Genomic DNA, 18927 nt, shown 5'->3' with positions numbered 1-18927 from the left:
TTATTAAAATAATGAATCAACCTAAGCTATTCAATTACAAGGTATGCAAAGGTTTTTTTTATGGCTAGGTATGTACCTAAAAGGCAAAAATTTTTTGGATACATCATATTCAAAACCATTTCTTTTGCTTATCTTCTTTTATAATTTTTTTCTATTTTAATTTTCATTATTTTTCATGTAAATTTATAATAGTAATATAGGATTAAATAATTAGGAGGTTACCAAAATTGGAAAAATGGATGAAACAATTTTATGATCTACCGACCACCTGTATTTCTGATGCATTAAATGGCATGAATAATTTGGATCCATCCATTAAACCATTGCAAGATTCATATAAAGTTGCTGGCCGGGCATTTACTGTAAAGATTCCGGCCGGGGACAACACAATGGTTTTGAAAGCAATCAAGGAAGCTTCACCCGGAGATGTCCTCGTTGTAGATGCAAAAGGGGAATCTTATCGGGCAGTTGCCGGAGATTTTGTTGTGAGTTTGGCGCAAAAACTTGGCATTGCCGGTATTATCGTTGACGGTGTTATTCGGGATTTAATCGGTGTCCGTTCCCTTAACTTTCCCGTGTTTTCTAAAGGGACAACTGTAGCGGCAAGTTTTAAGAATGGCGCTGGGGAAATAAATGTTCCGATTTCCTGTGGCGGCGTATCCATTACCCCCGGTGACATTATTGTCGGTGATGCAGATGGTGTCGTTGTAATCCCTCAAGCAGATGCCGAGAAAGTTTTAGAAAAAGCTTTAGCCAAGTTAAAGAAGGATGAACAACGAGAAGCCTCGGCATTGCAAGATGAAGCTTCTGCAAGAAAATATTTAGAAGATCTTTTTAGTTAACCCGGAAAATAGCGGACGATACATTTGTTGTCCGCTTTTTCAGCTAGTTCTTATGATCAAGTTCTCTCTCCTTTTTATAGACAGCTATATGTACCCCGTTTTTAACAACTCCTACCGCTAAAGCAGAGAATTTTCATATTCGAAAAACCTGCAAAATTTCATATTTCTAATATTGTTGACTTTAAAACAAGTCAGAAGATATACTTTCTATAAGATCACATGAATCCTAACCGGAAATGAAGGCTCTTTCAAAAACAGGATTATACTAATCTCCTGAAAATCGAAATTCTTTTAAAAAAATATTTTGATAAAAATTCTAATAGGGTGGTATTTATGCATATTAAAAAATTTGTAACACCTGAAATCATTTTCGGTTCTAATGCAATAAGCCAAGTCGGTGAAGCGTGCCTTCGTTTAGGAGCCAAAAAAGTACTTATTGTCAGTGATTTAGGGGTAGCGAACGCCGGTTGGCTGGAAAAAATTATTCAAATATGTAAAGACAGTCATTTACCTTATGCCACTTTTACAGACATAACAACGAATCCCAAAGATACTGAAGTTGTGAAAGGTGTGTCTGTTTTTCGGGAAAATGAGTGTGACGCCATTATCGGAATCGGTGGCGGCAGTGTCTTAGATGTAGCGAAAGCAATCGCAATACTGGCGACAAACAGTGGAAAAATTAGTGATTATGAGGGAATTGATAAAATTGAAAAACCGCTCCCTCCCATGGTCATGGTTATGACAACGGCCGGTTCGGGTTCAGAGGTTTCACAGTTTTCCATTATCGTTGATTCCGAGCGAAAAAGAAAAATGACCATTGTATCGAAAACGTTAGTACCTGATATTGCCATCATCGACCCTTTTACTTTAATGACAAAGGATAGTGCATTAACTGCCTCAACGGGAATGGATGTGCTGACACATGCGATTGAAGCTTATGTCAGTATTGCCGCGACACCATTAACCGATGTGCAAGCTAAAAATGCACTTTACCTTGTCGCAAATTATTTACGCCCATCCGTCGCCTCAAAAACGAATATGGAAGCAAAAGAGGCCATGGCTATGGCTAGTTTACAAGCCGGACTTGCTTTTTCCAATGCGATTTTAGGTGCTGCTCATGCCATATCACACGCCATTGGTGGCCGATTTCCACTTCCGCATGGGGAAATCAATGCCATCCTTTTGCCGCATATTATGGATTTTAACTTTATTGCCGTGCCGAAACGTTTTACAGAGATCGCTGAAATCATGGGCATTGACACAAGGGGGTTAACACAGCGTGAGGCAGGAAATCGAGCCGTTGCATTTGTCAATCAATTATCAGAGGATATTGGAATTCCGAAAAGGTTAAGGAATATTGGCATAACTGAAGATGAGATCAACCTGATTAGTCAAACCGCACTAGAAGATGCTTGTATGATTACAAATCCTCGCGATATGGATTTTATTCAAGTGAAAACATTGTTGGAAAACATCTTATAAGGCGGTGAACGATTATGCTTGAAGAAAAACAAGAAATGATTGCCCAGTTAACAGGAATAAAATCTTCTAAAAAAAATTACTACACGGAGCTAAAGAAAACGGTCGAACAATTGGAAAAGAAAAATTTACAATTAGAAATCATGAACGAAATAATGAAAAGTATAAAAGTTGATATGCCGTTAGACAATATCTTATCAAATATGATTGATAAATTGCAGATGCTCATCGATTTTGACCATATCAGCATATCTTTACTACAAAACAACAAACTTGTTCTCGTCAATGTTTACCCTAAAGACAGCCGCTGTGTAAAAATCGGTTCGACCATTTTTGAACATAATTCTCTTTATTGGACTGCGTTAAATGAAAAAAAATAATTTTACAGGAATTAGTCGGCTCACCCATTCATTTCTATGAAAAAAAACATTTAGCAGCACTTCATTTACAAACGATTTTAGTACTTCCCATCTACAGTAAAAATAAAAAAATCGGCGTCTTGTGTATGGGGCGTACGGATCAAACCATTTGGAACGAAGATGAACTGTCCTTTCTTGAACAACTGACCGATCATTTGGCGATAACCATTGAAAACGTTCAATTATACGGTGAAGTTTTACATGCGAAACAACAATGGGAAGACACATTTAAAGCAGTTGATGATATGATCATTGTGTTTGATAAAGATTTACATATTTTACAATATAATGACGCGGCAAATGATTTTTATCAAATTCGGAAAAAAACGAACCTTTTAATAAATGAACCATCATTGAAACAATTAATTATCGATACATTTAACGCTCAAAAAGCCGGTTATTTGGAATTAAATTACCCGGATCAAACAATCTGTGAAGTATATAGCTATCCGATTCATAATAAAGAAAATAATTTATACGGTGTTATTGCTTATATCAAAGATGTAACAGGAAAAAGAAAAATGGAAGCACAGTTGATTCATTCCGGAAAATTGGCTGCGATTGGCGAAATGGCTGCAGGGATTGCCCATGAACTGAACAGCCCGTTAACAGCCATTTTAGGAAATTCCCAGTTGTTATTGAGAGATTTTTCAAAAGAAGATCCGGTCTTTTCTCTCCTTTACGATATAAAAAAATGCGGTGATCGCTGCAAGCAAATCATTAAAAGTCTTCTAACTTTTTCAAGACAGGACGAGTATATTTTTGAACCTGTATCTTTAAATGAAGCGGTCAGTCAAGTACTAAATCTAATAAAATATCAATTTGAAAAAAATCAAATTCAATTTCATATTCATTTACAACCGGATTTACCTTTAATTGAGGGCAGCCGGACTCAGATTGAACAAATCATCATCAATTTACTATTAAATGCGAAAGATGCCTTGGAACAAACATCACGACAAGAAAAGGCAATAACAATTAAAACCTCTTATCAGCATAACGAACTTCATTTAACTGTTAAAGATAATGGAATCGGAATTAAAGAAGAACGGATATCGAACATTTTCCACCCGTTTCATACAACGAAAAAAAGCGGAACCGGGTTAGGATTATCGGTTAGTTTAGGAATTGCCAAAAAACATAACGGCTCCATCGATGTGATTAGTCAACTGAATAAAGGAAGTACTTTCACACTAAAATTACCTGTTCAATCTTCTCAAGGAACTGAGGTGAAAATGTGATCAATTTATTAATTATCGATGATGAAATCGAGATTGGTAACTTTTTGTCCCGCCTTTTTACCGCGAAAGGATATCGGGTACAAGTTGTAAATAGTGGAAAAGAGTTTTTTTCAATTAATTTTTCCTTACAAAAATTTCATGCCGCGATGATTGATTTAAAATTACCTGATGCGGATGGTCTAACCCTTTTACAACAACTAAAAAAGTTCCAACCTCGCTGTAAGGCCATTATTATGACCGGGTACAGCACGATAAAAACAGCTGTGGAAGCAATAAAATTCGGTGCTTCTGATTATATTGAAAAACCATTTGATGATATTGACTTATTGGAAAAACAAATAGACAGCTTACTGGAAGATAATGATAAAACTGCACACGAAACTATAAAAAGCATCGCCCATGAAATCGGCTTTATTACCGGCAAAAGTGAAAAAATGGAGCAACTACTGAAAACAGCTTACAAGGTGGCTCAAAAAAATGTGAATGTGTTAATTGAAGGGGAAACAGGCACAGGCAAGGAAGTTTTATCCAGATTTATTCATCATGCAAGCCCAAGAAGCCAAGAGTCTTTTATCGGGGTCAATTGCGGTGCCATTCCCGAATCACTATTAGAAAGTGAATTGTTCGGTCACGAAAAGGGAGCCTTTACCGGAGCGACTCAACAACGGAAAGGATTATTTTCCATCGCCAGTCAAGGTACATTGTTTCTTGATGAAATTGCAGAAGCGTCTCGTTCAATTCAGGTAAAATTGTTACGGGTGTTGGAAACACGAGAATTTATGCCTGTTGGAAGCGATAAAATTTTCCGGACAAATACGAGACTCATTGCAGCAACGAATGAAGACCTCCAAGAAGCCGTGAAAAACAAAAAATTTAGAGAAGATTTGTATTATCGATTAAATGTCGTTCATTTAACAATCCCACCGCTTCGTGAGCGAAAAGAGGATATTCCGTACCTAATCGAACACCTATTACAACGCTTTCCTAATTCAAATATTACTTTTTCAGATGATGCTCTGGCCTATTTGCAAAGGTATGATTGGCCCGGAAATATTCGTGAGTTAGCCAATTTTGTTACAAGAGTTGTAGCTTTAACCGATTCAAATCAAGCCGTTATTACACCTGGTGACTTGCCGATATCCTATTTTGCTATCTCTTCACACCCGAATATAGGAAGAACAATAAGTAAAAAAAGTGAAGAAAGCGAACTTGAAAGTTATCTTCATCGTTGGACAAATCAAGTTCTCACAGTTTTTAATCAAAAAGAAGAAATAAGTTTAGAAGAGATTCTCGACCAGGTCAAGGATCTAGAAGCATATGTGGGGAAAGCCTTTATCATGAAAACGCTTAAAGATGTTGAAGGAAATCGAAAAGAAGCGGCAAAAAGACTGCAAATTACAATGAGAAAATTACGCTACTTACTTAATGAAAAATGACAGCACTAAAAACACGAACAGGTTTCAAGACATCCAAATCTTGAAACCTATTCTGACAAAGTATACAATCAGGTTCTGAGAACGATCTGATTTATTCCACCTTAACGAGTAGTAACAAGTTTACAAAGAAGAAAAATAGGGGACCGGCTACCTGCATGCGTCCGATTGGTGCAACTCACCTAGGTTGAAGATCCCCTGATAATAATTCACTTTATTCCATATTAATCCAGACACTCTTCACTTCTGTATAATTGTTTAACGCATAGCTTCCCATTTCCCGGCCGATTCCGGATTGTTTATAACCGCCAAAAGGACTTGCCGCATCAAAGACATTATAACAATTGACCCAAACCGTACCTGCATCTAAGCGATGTGCAATATAATGAGCCTTTTTAATATCTTGCGTCCAAACCCCAGCAGCAAGCCCGTAGTGAGAGTCATTCGCTTTTTCAATCAGATCATCTATATCGAAGAAGGGCATGGCTGCGACAACAGGACCAAAAATTTCTTCTTTCGCAATGGTCATAGAATGGTTTACGTCGGCAAAAATTGTCGGTGCAACGAAATAACCTTGACTATAAGGGATATTCCCACCGCTTAACAGTTCTGCTCCTTCTTCAACCCCTTTATCAATATATCCTTTCACCCGTTTTTGTTGCTCACTGGATACAAGCGGCCCCATCGTTGTATCCTCCAGCAAGCCGTTTCCTTGTTGAATGTCTTTTGTCAAACTTACTAAATCACTTACCACATTATCGTATAAACCTTTTTGAACATATAAACGACTACCGGCACAACATACTTGCCCTTGATTAAACATAATACCCATTAACGCACCCGGAACTGCCTTTGATAAGTCAGCATCAGGCAAGACAATATTCGGTGATTTCCCGCCCAGTTCCAACGTGACGCGTTTTAATGTTTCACTGGCTTTTCGCATGATCATTTTCCCGACAGCCGTTGATCCGGTAAAGGCAACTTTATCGACTAACGGATGTTCGACAAGTGGTGCACCTGCTGTTTCCCCGAAGCCCGGTACTACATTAACGACGCCTTTAGGAAATCCAGCTTCATCGATTAGTTTGGCTAAATAAATAGCCGATAATGGAGTTTGCTCAGCGGGTTTCAAGACAACAGTACAACCGGTTGCTAAAGCGGCACCAAGCTTCCATGCAGCCATAAGTAACGGGAAGTTCCACGGAATAATTTGACCGACAACACCCACAGCTTCATGTCGGGTATAGTTGAAATAATTCCCCTGTACCGGAATGGTTTGCCCGACAATTTTCGTTGCCCAGCCGGCATAATAGCGAAAATGTTCAATTGCTAATGGAACATCGGCGTTCAACGTTTCACGAATAGGCTTTCCGTTATCCAAAGTTTCCAACTGTGCCAACTCTTGTTTATGGTCTTCCATTAAATCAGCCAGTTTATAAATTAAGCGGCTTCTTTCAGCAGTTCCCATTCTTGACCAAGGACCACGATCGAATGCCTCCCTTGCAGCTCTAACCGCTAAATCGATATCTTCCGGACCGGCCTCGGTAACATTTGCCAACCTTTCTCCTGTCGCTGGATTTACGGTTTCAAAAGTTTTTCCGGATTGACTATTCACCCATTCTCCATTTATATAAAGCTTTTTCTCTGATTTTAAAAATTGTTCTAATCTAGGAGATAGTTTTACTCCTTTTGTATTTACATTTTGCATTCTATTCCCTCCCCTTTTTACCGGGGGAATAACCCCCCAGTGTTAACGCTTTCAAAATATTATGAAATACTTAATACAACACGTCCATTAATTTTTCCATCTTCCATCCGTTTAAATACTTCATTTATATTATCAAGTGGCTGCACTTCAATATTTGTCCGTACTTTTCCTTGTGCCGCAAATTCAAGAGATTCTTGTAAATCTTTTCTCGTTCCCACAATAGAACCTTTTACCGTAACCCCGTTTAATACCGTGTCAAAAATCGGAATTGGCAGTTCGTCATTAGGAAGACCAACAACAACTAATGTTCCGCCTCTTTTTACCGAATGATAAGCTTGCTCGAATGCTTTTTTCGTAACCGCAACACTAACAGCTGCTTGTACGCCGCCAACTTGATCTTTGATTGTCTGAACCGGATCTGTCTTCATACCATTGACGGTTAAATCCGCACCCAATTCTTTTGCCAACTCTAATTTATCATCTTGAATATCAACGGCAATGACATTGAACCCCATTGCTTTCGCATATTGCAGGGCAACATGACCAAGACCGCCAATTCCATAAATCGCTACCCAGTCCCCTGGCTTTGCTTCAGATACTTTTAATGCCTTATAAGTGGTTACCCCTGCGCAAAAGATCGGTGCAACTTCTTCAAAACTTAAATTTTCCGGAACTTTAACGACATAATTAGCCGGTGCTTTACAATATTCTGCATAGCCGCCGTCAACAGAATAACCTGCATTTAATTGATTTGGACATAAAGTTTCTCTACCTGTTAAACAATATTCACATTCACCGCAAGCTGAATACAGCCAAGGAATTCCAACTCGGTCCCCCACTTTAATGGAAGTAACCCCTTCACCAACTTTTTCTACAATTCCAACACCTTCGTGACCGGGAATTAACGGTAACTTTGGTTTGACCGGCCAATCACCGTGTGCCGCATGCAAATCGGTGTGACAAACGCCGCATGCTTTAATTTTCACCAGAATTTCCCCATATTCCAGTTCCGGCACCGGTACCTCCTTGATTTCCAATTCTTGTTTGAACTCATTGACAACTGCAGCTTTCATTAAATTTTTTGAATCCATTTCTACCTCTCCCCTCAAAATTTAACATTCACTATTTAATTTGCAAAAAACGTGCCAATTATGGAGGCGCTTTCCCCCTATTATTTTTCGCTTGCGTTTGTTAGCTGGATTTCTATATTCAAAGCCAGTACTGTACTTGTTAGCGATCAAGAATTGGTATGCCTAGAGCCGAAAAATTGGCACTTTCCGCCGTAATTACGGCTATCAGTGACAAATAATTGGTCCACGCGTCCGGGAGTAAGACTGTAAAAAAGAACAGAGATTCTGGACATAGACAATATAACTAATTCAAAGATTCTCTCCTATCTTTTTATAAATCAATAATAATTAAAAAAGAAAAAGGCCGACAACATATAGGTATCCGCCTCTAAAGCAGTTTTTCGATTAATCTACTCCTGAAAATATTCAAATAATAATGATGTCATTAAAAATATCATTGCTAACGACTTAGCCATTGGAATTTATACCGATTTTTGGGTGAGGCAGGATTATCTGATTAAAAAGGGTGACATTGTTCCGATCCCATTTGAGTATAGTGAAGCACCAGTACTTTCTTTAATTTATTTACAAGCAAAGAACAAACATGTTTCAATTGCAAAATATCATTGCTGATCTGGACATTACGCTAGGATTAATCGGCATTAGTGACATAGGCGAGTTAAATCCATCAATTTTAGGTAGAGCTAAATGGAATAATCCAATTTCCCCGTAAACATAATACGACGACGAGAATTGATCTCGTCGCCAAATATAAGTTAGAGCTCGGGTACATACCCAAGCTCTAATTTATCAAATTTGTTACAATCGCTGGCCTTTTTTCTGACCGATATCATCATTTGGTGAGTTTCCAGTTCCGTCCCTTGCTTTACTATTCGGTGTACCAAAAATTTGATTGTCTTTCGTAATTTTGTTTCCGACTAAAAATTGGTCTTTTTTTCTCATATTTCATTCCCTCATTATTGATTTATCGAGTATTTGTTCTGTCATTATTGGCCGTGCCGAAGAAGTCATCGACAATATCATTGAATCTGTCAAACAAACCATCATTATTATTATTATTCGTGCGCATATCATTTGCAAACGTATTTACACGATCATAGAAATCAGGATTTGCAGAAACATACACACGGGAAATTCGGTCATCTGCCCGGCGAACAGCATCGGCAATTTTTTGTTCAAATGCATTGGATACCGGACTATATTGAGCGGTATTGTTTGCATTGTTATTTGCTCCATTTCGATTCGTTGTTTCCCCATTTTGTGTGCCCATATTTTGACCGGCTCTATTTCCACCTATCCCTGTACCACCATTTTGACCCGTATTATTGGCTGGACCAACATCTTGCCCGGTAGAATTGCCGCCGGATCCTGTACCTAAATTTTGACCTGTTCTATTTCCATTGAACCCGATACCGGTATTTTGTCTATTATTGTCACCGGCAAATGTACCAGCATTTCGTCCAGTCTGAGTTCTGTCATTTTTATTTCCCGCATCATCATTTCCATTAATAGTGCCATCATCTGTATTATTGTTATTGTTGTCCGGATTTACTCTCCCGTTTTCCATAAATGTATTTCCATCACCATCTAATGCCCCATTGCGAGTTGCGTTTCCATTATTGTCAAAATTTACATTTGTCGTTCCTTGATTATTGGTATTTCCACGATTATTTTTGGAAAGTCTAACCGCAACATAAGCGTTATTGTTGGTAATGAGAACATGCGCATCTTCCACTTCTTTCAACTTCTCTACTTCACGTTCAGCAGCTCTTGATGTCTTTACATTTTGATTGTTACGGGTATTATTTTTCACATTCATTGGTCTTGCATTATTGTTATTGCGTGTATTTTGGGTAAATTGAGTACCATTATCGTTATTGTCGCCGGCATTGTCATTGTTTGTACACCCTGTAAGACATAAAGAAGCAACTGCAACACCTGTTATGAACCATTTCATTTTCATTTTCTTCACTCCTTCTCTGGTTCTCGTCTATATCATGTCTTGTTCATGAAAATCTATTCGAGGGAGAAAATGCAAATTTGCTGGAAAATAATCGTTATTGTGATGGCATGGTATGTGAATTTTTGGTTAATAATGAAGGTAATCATTATTTTCGAAAAATCTGTTGTTACAAATCCATAAATTAATCTGCCGAGTTCCTAACGGTGAGATGGCACAAGGAGGTAATGTGAATGAACGACTACTATTATCAATTAGCAACAGTCGTTTATGATCAATTTGGCATTGATCCTTTTGAAAAAATTATGTATAAAAATTACTACTTAACTGTACAAGATTATTTAATTACCGTTAGCATTGACGATGAAATCAAAAATATCCTTGCTTTACTAAAGATGCTTCCCGATAAAAATGAAGCACAAAAATTCATTAACAGTGCAATCACTTATAATATTCAGAGCGTTTTACTTGGAGAAAATGGAAATTCAAAATACAGGTTAAAAGAAATCAATAAAATATTTTAAAACAAGATAGTCCAAATTAGTGCAAAATTGCTTTCGTATATGTGAAACTTCCATCAATGAGAGAGTTGAAATTATTTCACAATAAAATTCCATTATTTCACATATTTTTGTCGTATGTCTGGAAAATTTAGTGTATAATAATATTAACTAAGTAAAAGGAGGCATCAAAATTAACACAATGGATCATTCCGTTTCTTTTTTGCACAACTAATTTTATATGCAAAATTTACTTTGCCATTCAGCAAAGAACGGGATTCCTGTGTCTAATTTGATGTCTAATCGTTCGGAAACTTTTATATTCAACCGGTCTATTCCGGTTTCTTCGGTTTGTCCATTTTAGACGCGAGGTTCCTCGTGCCTTTTTTGTTTGGCAAAATATAGGGGGAATCTGTATGTTTTTACTAAAGGCAAATAATCTGGCCGTTGAAATTGCCGGACAAAAATTATTTGAAAATGTCTCCATTGAAATAAAAGAACAAGAACGAATTGCACTGATCGGTGAAAACGGCATCGGGAAAACAACACTCATTAAGGTCCTTTTGGGAAGGCTCCCGGCTCAGTCCGGGCATGTCCAATACGGCGTAAATAAAAAAGAAATTGGCTACATGGTGCAAGAAAATCAGAGGGATAATGGAACGGTCATGGATTTCGTCATTGCAAACCATCCGAATGCAGTTATCAAAAACGAACTGACACACTACAGTCAACTACTTGCTGAACAACCGGAAGACTTACAGGTGATTGAAGAATATAACAAACGGCTGCAAAAGTATTTAGACGTCCATGGTTACGATTGGGAGATGAATGTAGAAAAAACGTTAAAACAACTTGGCATCCCGGAACCACTTTGGAATCTTCCCTATGCAAATTTAAGTGGCGGACAAAAAACACGGGTGAAGCTAGCGAGAGTCCTGTTACAATCACCGAAATTAATCATTCTTGATGAACCGACGAATCATCTGGACATCGAGTCGATCCACTGGCTTGAAGATTGGCTTTTAAATTTCAAAGGAAGTGTGTTATTCATTTCCCATGAACGGGAATTTATCGACCACGTCGCCACATCAACCTATGAGCTGACCAAAAGTGGGACAAAAAAATACTCAGGTGGTTATTTCTCATATAAGCAGCAAAAAGAACATGAATACAAAACCATGCAAAAGTTGTATGAAAAACAGGAGCAGGAACGTAAAAAACTGCTAGAAACGATTACCCAATACAAACAATGGTATGATAAAGCAAATGCAGGTGCAAGTGTACGTGATCCGTATGCACAAAAGAAGGCGGCTAAACAAGCGACCAAAATGAAAGCAAAAGAAAAAGTATTGGAAAGATTGGAAAAGGAAAAAATTGATAAACCGGAACTGACCAAAACGATTTCAACCAATTTTGTATCTGATGATTTTGGCGGAAGAAAAATGCTTGAGCTGATTAATGTGACATTTTCCTATAGCACAATGCCGATTTTTTCCAATGTTTATTTGGAGTTAAATTGGAGAGATCGATTGGCGGTTGTTGGCCCGAATGGAAGCGGGAAAACCACATTGTTGCAACTAATGGCAGGTATTTTAGAACCCGATTGTGGCCAAGTGAGAAGAAATCCGCAGTTAAAGATTGGCTATTTCTTTCAAGAGCTGGAAAATTTAAATTTTGAAAACTCTATTTTAGATGAAATTTTGATGATACCGAATATTACTCAAGCGGATGCTCGAACGATTTTGGCGTGTTTCTTGTTCCGTCGCGAAGATGTTTTTAAAAAAATCAGCACATTAAGTATGGGAGAAAAATGCCGGGTTGCCTTTGTAAAACTGTATTTTTCCAATGCCAACTTACTTGTACTGGATGAACCGACCAATTATTTCGACATACCAACCCGAGAAACGATTGAAAATGCTCTTATCGTCTACCCGGGTTCAATTGTACTTGTTGCCCATGATCCGTACCTTTTAAGGAAAGTAGCCAATAAAGTAGCGTATATTAAAAAAGGTAAAGTTGATTATTATCCCGGTAGTTACCATGAATGGGAAAAGCATCAAACATTTTCAAACCCGGTTCAGCTAATGATGAATAAGCTTGAAAAATTACAACTCCGATACACACAATTAATGACAGATGAAAATGTAGATCCGGCTCAAGAAGAAAGCAGACTGGCTGAAATCAAAAAAATTCGAGTAGAAATCGAGGAAATCGAGAAGAAATTAAATGGTTCTTGAGAAGTCTGATAAAACCATTCCTTATTAAACGGTTAGGTCGGTAAAACTTCCATCAGTAGGGAATCTTTTGTCCCACTGATGGTTTCAAGCGTATTTCCTCCTTATCCATAAAAATAAATCCATCATCCACTTTGCTACAAAGACAACAATTACATAACAGATAAGAAGATGGATATAATTAATTTCTTGGTACAGTTTAAATAGACCCATCCGAACGAGAACCGGTTTGAAAAGGAAGGAAAAGATTACCGCAGTCAGTAAACTGTAGATGTAATAATTTTTTTTGCGTTTGATCGTCCATTGGTAAACAAGCATGAATGTTACCGGGACTAGGCTGGCATCTAATGATAAACCGGGTATTGGCGGAAGGACGGGGAAAGGATAATTCCAATATCCAAGATTTCTTCCATATAAATCGATATATCCGAAAAGAACATGAATATTATATCCGTAAAAACAAATTTGAAATAGTTTGCTTTTGTCAATTTTAAAATAGAGAAGTACAAGTGGTGCAATAAGAAAGAAGATCATCAGCCAATATTCAAAAGTAGTAAAAATACGATATTCAAAAAAGTATTTATTAAGTGCCGCTTGTGCACCTTCGATCATTTTTACGATTTTATCGAATTGTTCGATACGAATATCCAATGGAATCATCCTTTTATGGAATTTATCTCTATTGACCAATATTTTGGCTATTTTTCCACTTTCTATTCAAATTACATCTCGGCTTTACTATATAAGTCATAGAAAAGGACTCGATTCTGATCATTTATAAAAGCAGCCCTATCCTTTTCAGCTATCATTTTCACGATCTTCTTGTTCTCTTACATCATGACCACAACGAGTACAATATAATTTTCCACCCTCGTGAACCCCATTGAAAAACCCATTTTCACAATAAACATATTTACCACAAGACACGCATTCTCCGATTAATTCCCTCATATGAACATCCCCTTCTTTTATGAATCATCCATCTATTTCAATTATACCTAAATCGAGTTGCACTGCATTCCTTTAATTTTTATTGAATATATTGTTCGTTTTTTATATAATAAGTATTAGTCAGCAGTACTTTTGGAAAAATGAAAAACCGGGAAATAGCTCAGCTTGGTAGAGCACTAGCATGGGGTGCTAGGGGTCGCAGGTTCGAATCCTGTTTTCCCGATATAATAAAGACGTGGGTATTGAGCGGTTTTCAGTTTACTGGATGCCGTTCCTTCATTTTTGAGGAATTATTATGAAAAGGGGAAGGGAATGAAATGAATAACGAATTAAAAACAATGCTAGAATCAATCATTCAGGAAGCATTAAAACCAATCAAAGAAGAAATGCAAACAATCAAAGGTGAAGTCCAAACCATTAAAGGCGAAGTCCAAACCCTAAAAGGCGATATGCAAACAATTAAAGATGAAGTCCAAACCCTAAAAGGCGATATGCAAACAATCAAAGGTGAAGCCCAAACCATTAAATCTCAGGTAAATGAAAATACACAATTATTAAAAGCGGTCATACACCGGCAAGAAGAAACGGATGCTAAATTGGATGCCATTTCCACTGATGTTCATAAGCTGCACGGAGAAATTAACTATATAAAGGAAGAGATGTCCGATATCAAGACTACTGTTGACTTCACTTATCAAAAAACAACCAAAAATGAGTTGGAAATCTTCAAGTTAAAACAAAATTGACTGAAAAAGTGCTATACAAAAAATTAGAAGAGCACGATTTTAGTGTGTTAAATGTGAGATCTTTCTTATGAAAACCCTGTTTCATAAATAAAACCACTTCACTTTAGTTGTGAGGTGGTTTGTTTGTTTTTGCTCTGTGCTCTATAAGTTTAGAATTTCTTTAATATCCTCTTCTGTTAATTTGGCAATGCCTTCTTCTCCGGCTTGAATGACGGTATCAATTAATTCCTTTTTATTTTGCTGCAACTCATACATTTTTTCCTCAATGGTTCCTTGGGTGATTAAACGGATCACTTGCACAACCCGCTTTTGTCCGATTCGATGCGCCCTTCCTGCTGCCTGGTCTTCAACTGCCGGGTTCCACCATAAATCATATAATATAACCGTATCGGCACCGGTTAAATTCAATCCGGTATTTCCTGCTTTTAAAGAAATTAGAAAAACATCGCCTTCCCCTGCATTGAAACAGTCAACCATATCTACGCGTTCTTTCGGTTTCGTTTGACCATCTAAATAAAAGAACTTGACACCTGCTTGTTCCAATCGTTCCCGAATAATCGCTAACATACTAGTAAATTGAGAAAAAACAAGCATTCTCCTGCCATTTTCTCTTCCATTTTCAATCATTTCCATCAACTGATCAAGCTTACCGGAATCACCTTGGTAATTATCAACAAATAAAGACGGATGACAGCAAATTTGTCGCAATCTTGTTAATCCGGCTAAAATCTTAATTTTACTCCTTTCAAAGCCATTTTTCTGGATTGATTCCGCCGCTTCCGTTCGGATTCTTTCAAGATAAGCAAGATACAATTCCTTTTGTGGCTTGGTTAAATCTGAATAATTGATTGACTCTATTTTATCCGGCAACTCTTTTAAAACATCCTTTTTCACCCTTCTTAATAAGAATGGACGAATCATCTTAGCAATTTTTTCAGGCTCGATTCGGCGAAATCTTGTTAATGGCGGGAAAAAGTTCGGAATGACTCTTTGAAAAATCGACCAAAGTTCATCAACGGAATTTTCAATTGGTGTACCGGTTAAAGCAAAACAAGTTTCTGCATTGATTTGCCGAACCGCTTTTGCTGTTTTCGTTGTATGGTTTTTGATTGATTGTGCTTCATCTAAAATAAATGTACTAAATTGATATTCCAAGTATTTATCAATATCTTGTCTTAGTGTTGGATAAGATGTAATTAGGACTTGTGGTAAATGATCATTTTGCAAAATGTCCTGTCGTTCTTGCGGTAAACCGATAACTACTGCAACATCCAATATCGGCGCAAATTTTTGAAATTCATTTTTCCAATTATAAACGAGAGAAGCAGGAGCAACAATCAAAGCCGGTTTGGTCGACTCACTTTCTGAAAAAGATGATAAAATAAGGGCAATTGCTTGTACTGTTTTACCGAGCCCCATTTCATCGGCTAAAATACCGCCAAGTTTAAAACCAGCCAGTGTCTTCATCCATTGAAACCCATTATATTGATAGTCACGTAAATCTGCCAGTAGTGTATCTGGCACAGAAAAATCAAGATCTTCCGGGTGTTTCAGATGATGCAACAAACGCCGAAACTGATTTCCATATTTTGCCCCGCTCCCTAAATCGTTTTGCAACATTTCATCAAGTTGAATGCCGCGGAAAATAGGCAGTGGTATTGTTTCATCTTGAAGCTGGCGCGGATTTATTTGAAATTCATGAACAATTTGCTGAACGGTTTGAAATTCGTCCGATTGCAAGTTGACGAATGCTCCATTGTTTAGGCGATAATACCGTTTCTTTTCCACGACCGATTGCAAAATATGCTCAATCTCTTGGCGATTTACATCTTCCATATCGAAACCAACTTCTAACCAGTTTTCGGTTGAATTCACATCAATATTCACGGTTGGTGTACTTTTTTCCGGTAATAACAATGATTTTACCGCCTGTGTTAAGTAAATCTCCATTTTTTCTTCAAGCTGGGGCAATGTTTCATATAAAAATTCAAAAATTCCTTCTTCCCCTTCAACATATAATCCGGCTCGATTATATTTCAAAGACGCAGATTCAATAATGTCCATTATTTCCTCTTCTTTTCCGGTTTGCCGCATAATGATTGGCCCATTTGTCCGGTCAGAATTTACTACAAACGGATCGATTTTGTGCTTCCCATAACAAAACTCAATCGAAATGGTTAATATATTATCGATTCGGTCCACATACATTTTCGCTTGCAATGGTAATTTGACAATTTGGCTTGCCACATGATCCGTAATTTTCAGTTTGCTTGTCTTTTCAATAACCGGAACAACTTGAGAAACAAATGGTTCAATTTGATCATCGGCAATGGGAAGAATAGGTGTACGCATCCTGGAAATCATATTTTTCAATTCTTCTATTATTTTTTCTTGTTCCGGAGAAATTTTATAAAAATAGTTTTTCTTTGAGATATATCCATAAAAATCCCAAAATTCCCAGGATAACAGTTGACTCAAATCCAATTGAAACCCATTGTCAACTCCTTTATCCAATTTCAAGGATAATGGGTGCTGATTAGAAATGACTTTTATTTGATTATATACATGTTTGTCTTTTTGAAAATGAATCGTCCGGCCTTCAAATTTTGCTAATAATTGGTCGATGAGCATGGGCGGAATTGAAATACTGCGTTCTTCCCGTGAATAGGAAGATTGATCGTAAGGGTCATATATTTCTTTATAGAGTTCATCGTATTTGATTGCTTCTATTAATAGATCGATAATTTCCTGATCTTGTTCTGTAAACATTTGTTCTATCGGATCATAAGAGTACTTGGCAGTAAAAGAATATTGGACTTTTTGATCCACAGCTTTTAAAAACTCTTTTATTTTTTTTACTACATAAGTTCGGTTTAACCCGACTTTCATTTCAACCGCTAAAGTTTTTGGTAATCGGTACGAGCCTTTCTTCACCTCAATAATCCAGTCTACCATCAATGGTTTGCGATTTTTTTGTACGGTTTGGTCAAAATTCAGTGAAAAGGTGGAAATTGTTTGAATGAATGAATTCGTTAATTCCTTCATATATTGAGCTTGTCTGTCTTGTTCACTGCTCCTATTTAGTTCAGATAATGATTTGATTTTTACAGGGATATTGGCACGTTCATGTATTTTTAATAATACAGCAGCAATATGTTTACAAGGACCCCAATATTCAGAAAAAGCAGGGCAATCACAATTATAGCTAATTCCATCTTCTTTAGCTACTATTTCCACTTCATAGGTATGTGTTCCTCTCACCTCTGCCGACCATTTATAATTAATCGGATCATAATATAGATTTCTGACACGTCCGGATTTATAATATTTTAACCCACGTTGATAGGTTGTAGTTGTGAACATCCTTTTAATTTCACTTTTCGTTAGCTGGTCAATATTCATAAACATCCCACCTAAAAATTAGTTTCATATATACCTCTCTAAACATTAGGCACTCTTTACATAAAGGGAGAAAAATCTTTTTTATAGGACTTTCTTTCTTTCAACTCGGGTATTACGTATATAAACATATATAATACTAAACCAGTAACCAAGCCTGCTGCAACATCAATAATTGAATGTTGTTTGATTAATACCGTTGACATACAGATGAATACAAGCATTAATCCGGATGCGAGTTTCCCGTATTTTATTTTTGAAAATGCCTCCGAGTGTCGAAGCGCGGAATGTGTCGCAATGGAATTGATTACATGGAGACTTGGACATACATTCGTTGACGTATCGGTTTCATAAATATGTTTTATAAGCAGTGAAAACGGATCACTCCCGGTAATGACCGGTCTTAAATTTTGACCATGCGGAAAAATCGCATAAATCGTATAAGAAAAGGCCATAGCAATACCCATAAAAGTAAGCATACGATAAAAATCTTTTTTGGAATGAAGTCCGGTATAAATTAACCCAAAAGCTACATAAAAAAACCACAGTAAATACGGAATGACAAAAATGGGGATAAAAGGAATTAAGTCATCCAGCGGGCTATAGATTATGAATTTTGGTATATTCGTAGCCTCCAAATATTTAAACCAAAATAACAGCGGTAATAATAACAGTGTCCAAAAGAAGTGTTTATATGTTTTAATAAAGCTTTTCATATTTTCAATTATCCTCCGAGTGAGATGGGAACAGGTTGATCGTCCCATTGATTTTTGCGTGCTTCTCTATAAGTGCTTGACGATATTTGCATTTTATATATGATTGAAAGAGTTTATTATTTACTACTTCACCTTAAACTAGAACCTATAAAATTATTATAACGATTATTAGCCAAAATGAAACCTAGTAATATAAGAGTCTTCATGG

At 37.0% G+C, this 18927-nt stretch carries 15 protein-coding genes and 1 tRNA gene; 9 read left to right on the top strand and 7 right to left on the bottom strand.

The window, feature by feature from the left end; all coding sequences use genetic code 11:
* Positions 1-227: 227 nt before the first annotated feature.
* The 5 genes from NSQ14_RS06905 to NSQ14_RS06885 all read left to right on the top strand — a co-directional run bounded on the left by NSQ14_RS06905 (position 228) and on the right by NSQ14_RS06885 (position 5417).
* A complete protein-coding gene (locus tag NSQ14_RS06905; RefSeq protein ID WP_034769384.1) occupies positions 228-842 on the top strand; it encodes an RraA family protein in 615 nt (204 codons plus the stop codon).
* Positions 843-1175: 333 nt separating this feature from the next.
* Positions 1176-2324: an iron-containing alcohol dehydrogenase gene (locus NSQ14_RS06900; RefSeq protein WP_034769383.1), complete on the top strand. Its 1149-nt coding sequence runs from the start codon at positions 1176-1178 to the stop codon at positions 2322-2324.
* 14 nt (positions 2325-2338) lie between these two features.
* Positions 2339-2701, top strand: coding sequence for a hypothetical protein (locus NSQ14_RS06895; protein ID WP_346217029.1), 363 nt, complete (start codon positions 2339-2341; stop codon positions 2699-2701).
* On the top strand, positions 2698-3981 hold the full coding sequence (locus tag NSQ14_RS06890; RefSeq protein WP_346217113.1) for an ATP-binding protein: 1284 nt from the start codon (positions 2698-2700) through the stop codon (positions 3979-3981). The genes NSQ14_RS06895 and NSQ14_RS06890 overlap by 4 nt, the downstream gene beginning before the upstream one ends.
* Positions 3978-5417, top strand: coding sequence for a sigma-54-dependent transcriptional regulator (locus NSQ14_RS06885; RefSeq protein WP_043988289.1), 1440 nt, complete (start codon positions 3978-3980; stop codon positions 5415-5417). Before NSQ14_RS06890 ends, NSQ14_RS06885 begins: the two co-directional genes overlap by 4 nt.
* 211 nt (positions 5418-5628) lie before the next feature.
* On the opposite strand, the gene NSQ14_RS06880 is transcribed toward NSQ14_RS06885, so the two are convergent.
* The 4 genes from NSQ14_RS06880 to NSQ14_RS06865 all read right to left on the bottom strand — a co-directional run bounded on the left by NSQ14_RS06880 (position 5629) and on the right by NSQ14_RS06865 (position 10176).
* Positions 5629-7122 (bottom strand): aldehyde dehydrogenase family protein, encoded by a 1494-nt coding sequence (locus tag NSQ14_RS06880; protein WP_346217028.1) that lies wholly within the window; start codon positions 7120-7122, stop codon positions 5629-5631.
* A 59-nt stretch (positions 7123-7181) separates the two neighbouring features.
* On the bottom strand, positions 7182-8195 hold the full coding sequence (gene adhP, locus NSQ14_RS06875) for an alcohol dehydrogenase AdhP (RefSeq protein ID WP_034769559.1): 1014 nt from the start codon (positions 8193-8195) through the stop codon (positions 7182-7184).
* A gap of 816 nt (positions 8196-9011) precedes the next feature.
* A complete protein-coding gene (locus NSQ14_RS06870) occupies positions 9012-9155 on the bottom strand; it encodes a hypothetical protein (RefSeq protein ID WP_346207193.1) in 144 nt (47 codons plus the stop codon).
* A 22-nt stretch (positions 9156-9177) separates the two neighbouring features.
* Entirely contained in the window at positions 9178-10176 is a 999-nt protein-coding gene (locus tag NSQ14_RS06865) for a YhcN/YlaJ family sporulation lipoprotein (RefSeq protein WP_346217027.1), read from the bottom strand.
* A 230-nt stretch (positions 10177-10406) separates the two neighbouring features.
* On the opposite strand from NSQ14_RS06865, the gene NSQ14_RS06860 reads away from it, so the two are divergent.
* On the top strand, positions 10407-10697 hold the full coding sequence (locus NSQ14_RS06860) for a hypothetical protein (RefSeq protein ID WP_034769372.1): 291 nt from the start codon (positions 10407-10409) through the stop codon (positions 10695-10697).
* A 392-nt stretch (positions 10698-11089) separates the two neighbouring features.
* Positions 11090-12910 carry a ribosomal protection-like ABC-F family protein gene (gene abc-f / locus NSQ14_RS06855; RefSeq protein WP_095141961.1) on the top strand — a complete coding sequence of 607 codons (1821 nt, stop codon included), beginning with the start codon at positions 11090-11092 and terminating at the stop codon, positions 12908-12910.
* A gap of 84 nt (positions 12911-12994) precedes the next feature.
* On the opposite strand, the gene NSQ14_RS06850 is transcribed toward abc-f, so the two are convergent.
* A complete protein-coding gene (locus NSQ14_RS06850) occupies positions 12995-13558 on the bottom strand; it encodes a CBO0543 family protein (protein ID WP_235819498.1) in 564 nt (187 codons plus the stop codon).
* A 449-nt stretch (positions 13559-14007) separates the two neighbouring features.
* Between NSQ14_RS06850 and NSQ14_RS06845 the strand changes: the two genes are divergently transcribed.
* A tRNA-Pro gene (locus NSQ14_RS06845) sits at positions 14008-14081 on the top strand.
* A gap of 94 nt (positions 14082-14175) precedes the next feature.
* Positions 14176-14604, top strand: coding sequence for a hypothetical protein (locus tag NSQ14_RS06840; RefSeq protein ID WP_041903128.1), 429 nt, complete (start codon positions 14176-14178; stop codon positions 14602-14604).
* Positions 14605-14745: 141 nt separating this feature from the next.
* On the opposite strand, the gene NSQ14_RS06835 is transcribed toward NSQ14_RS06840, so the two are convergent.
* Entirely contained in the window at positions 14746-18006 is a 3261-nt protein-coding gene (locus NSQ14_RS06835; RefSeq protein WP_346217026.1) for a DEAD/DEAH box helicase, read from the bottom strand.
* Between the two features lie 56 nt (positions 18007-18062).
* Positions 18063-18719: a phosphatase PAP2 family protein gene (locus tag NSQ14_RS06830; RefSeq protein WP_034769365.1), complete on the bottom strand. Its 657-nt coding sequence runs from the start codon at positions 18717-18719 to the stop codon at positions 18063-18065.
* Positions 18720-18927: the final 208 nt, after the last annotated feature.

It is taken from the genome of Caldifermentibacillus hisashii (assembly GCF_039654145.1).
Classification (GTDB): Bacteria; Bacillota; Bacilli; order Bacillales; family Caldibacillaceae; genus Caldifermentibacillus; species Caldifermentibacillus hisashii.
This window is presented reverse-complemented; position numbering and strand designations above follow the sequence as displayed.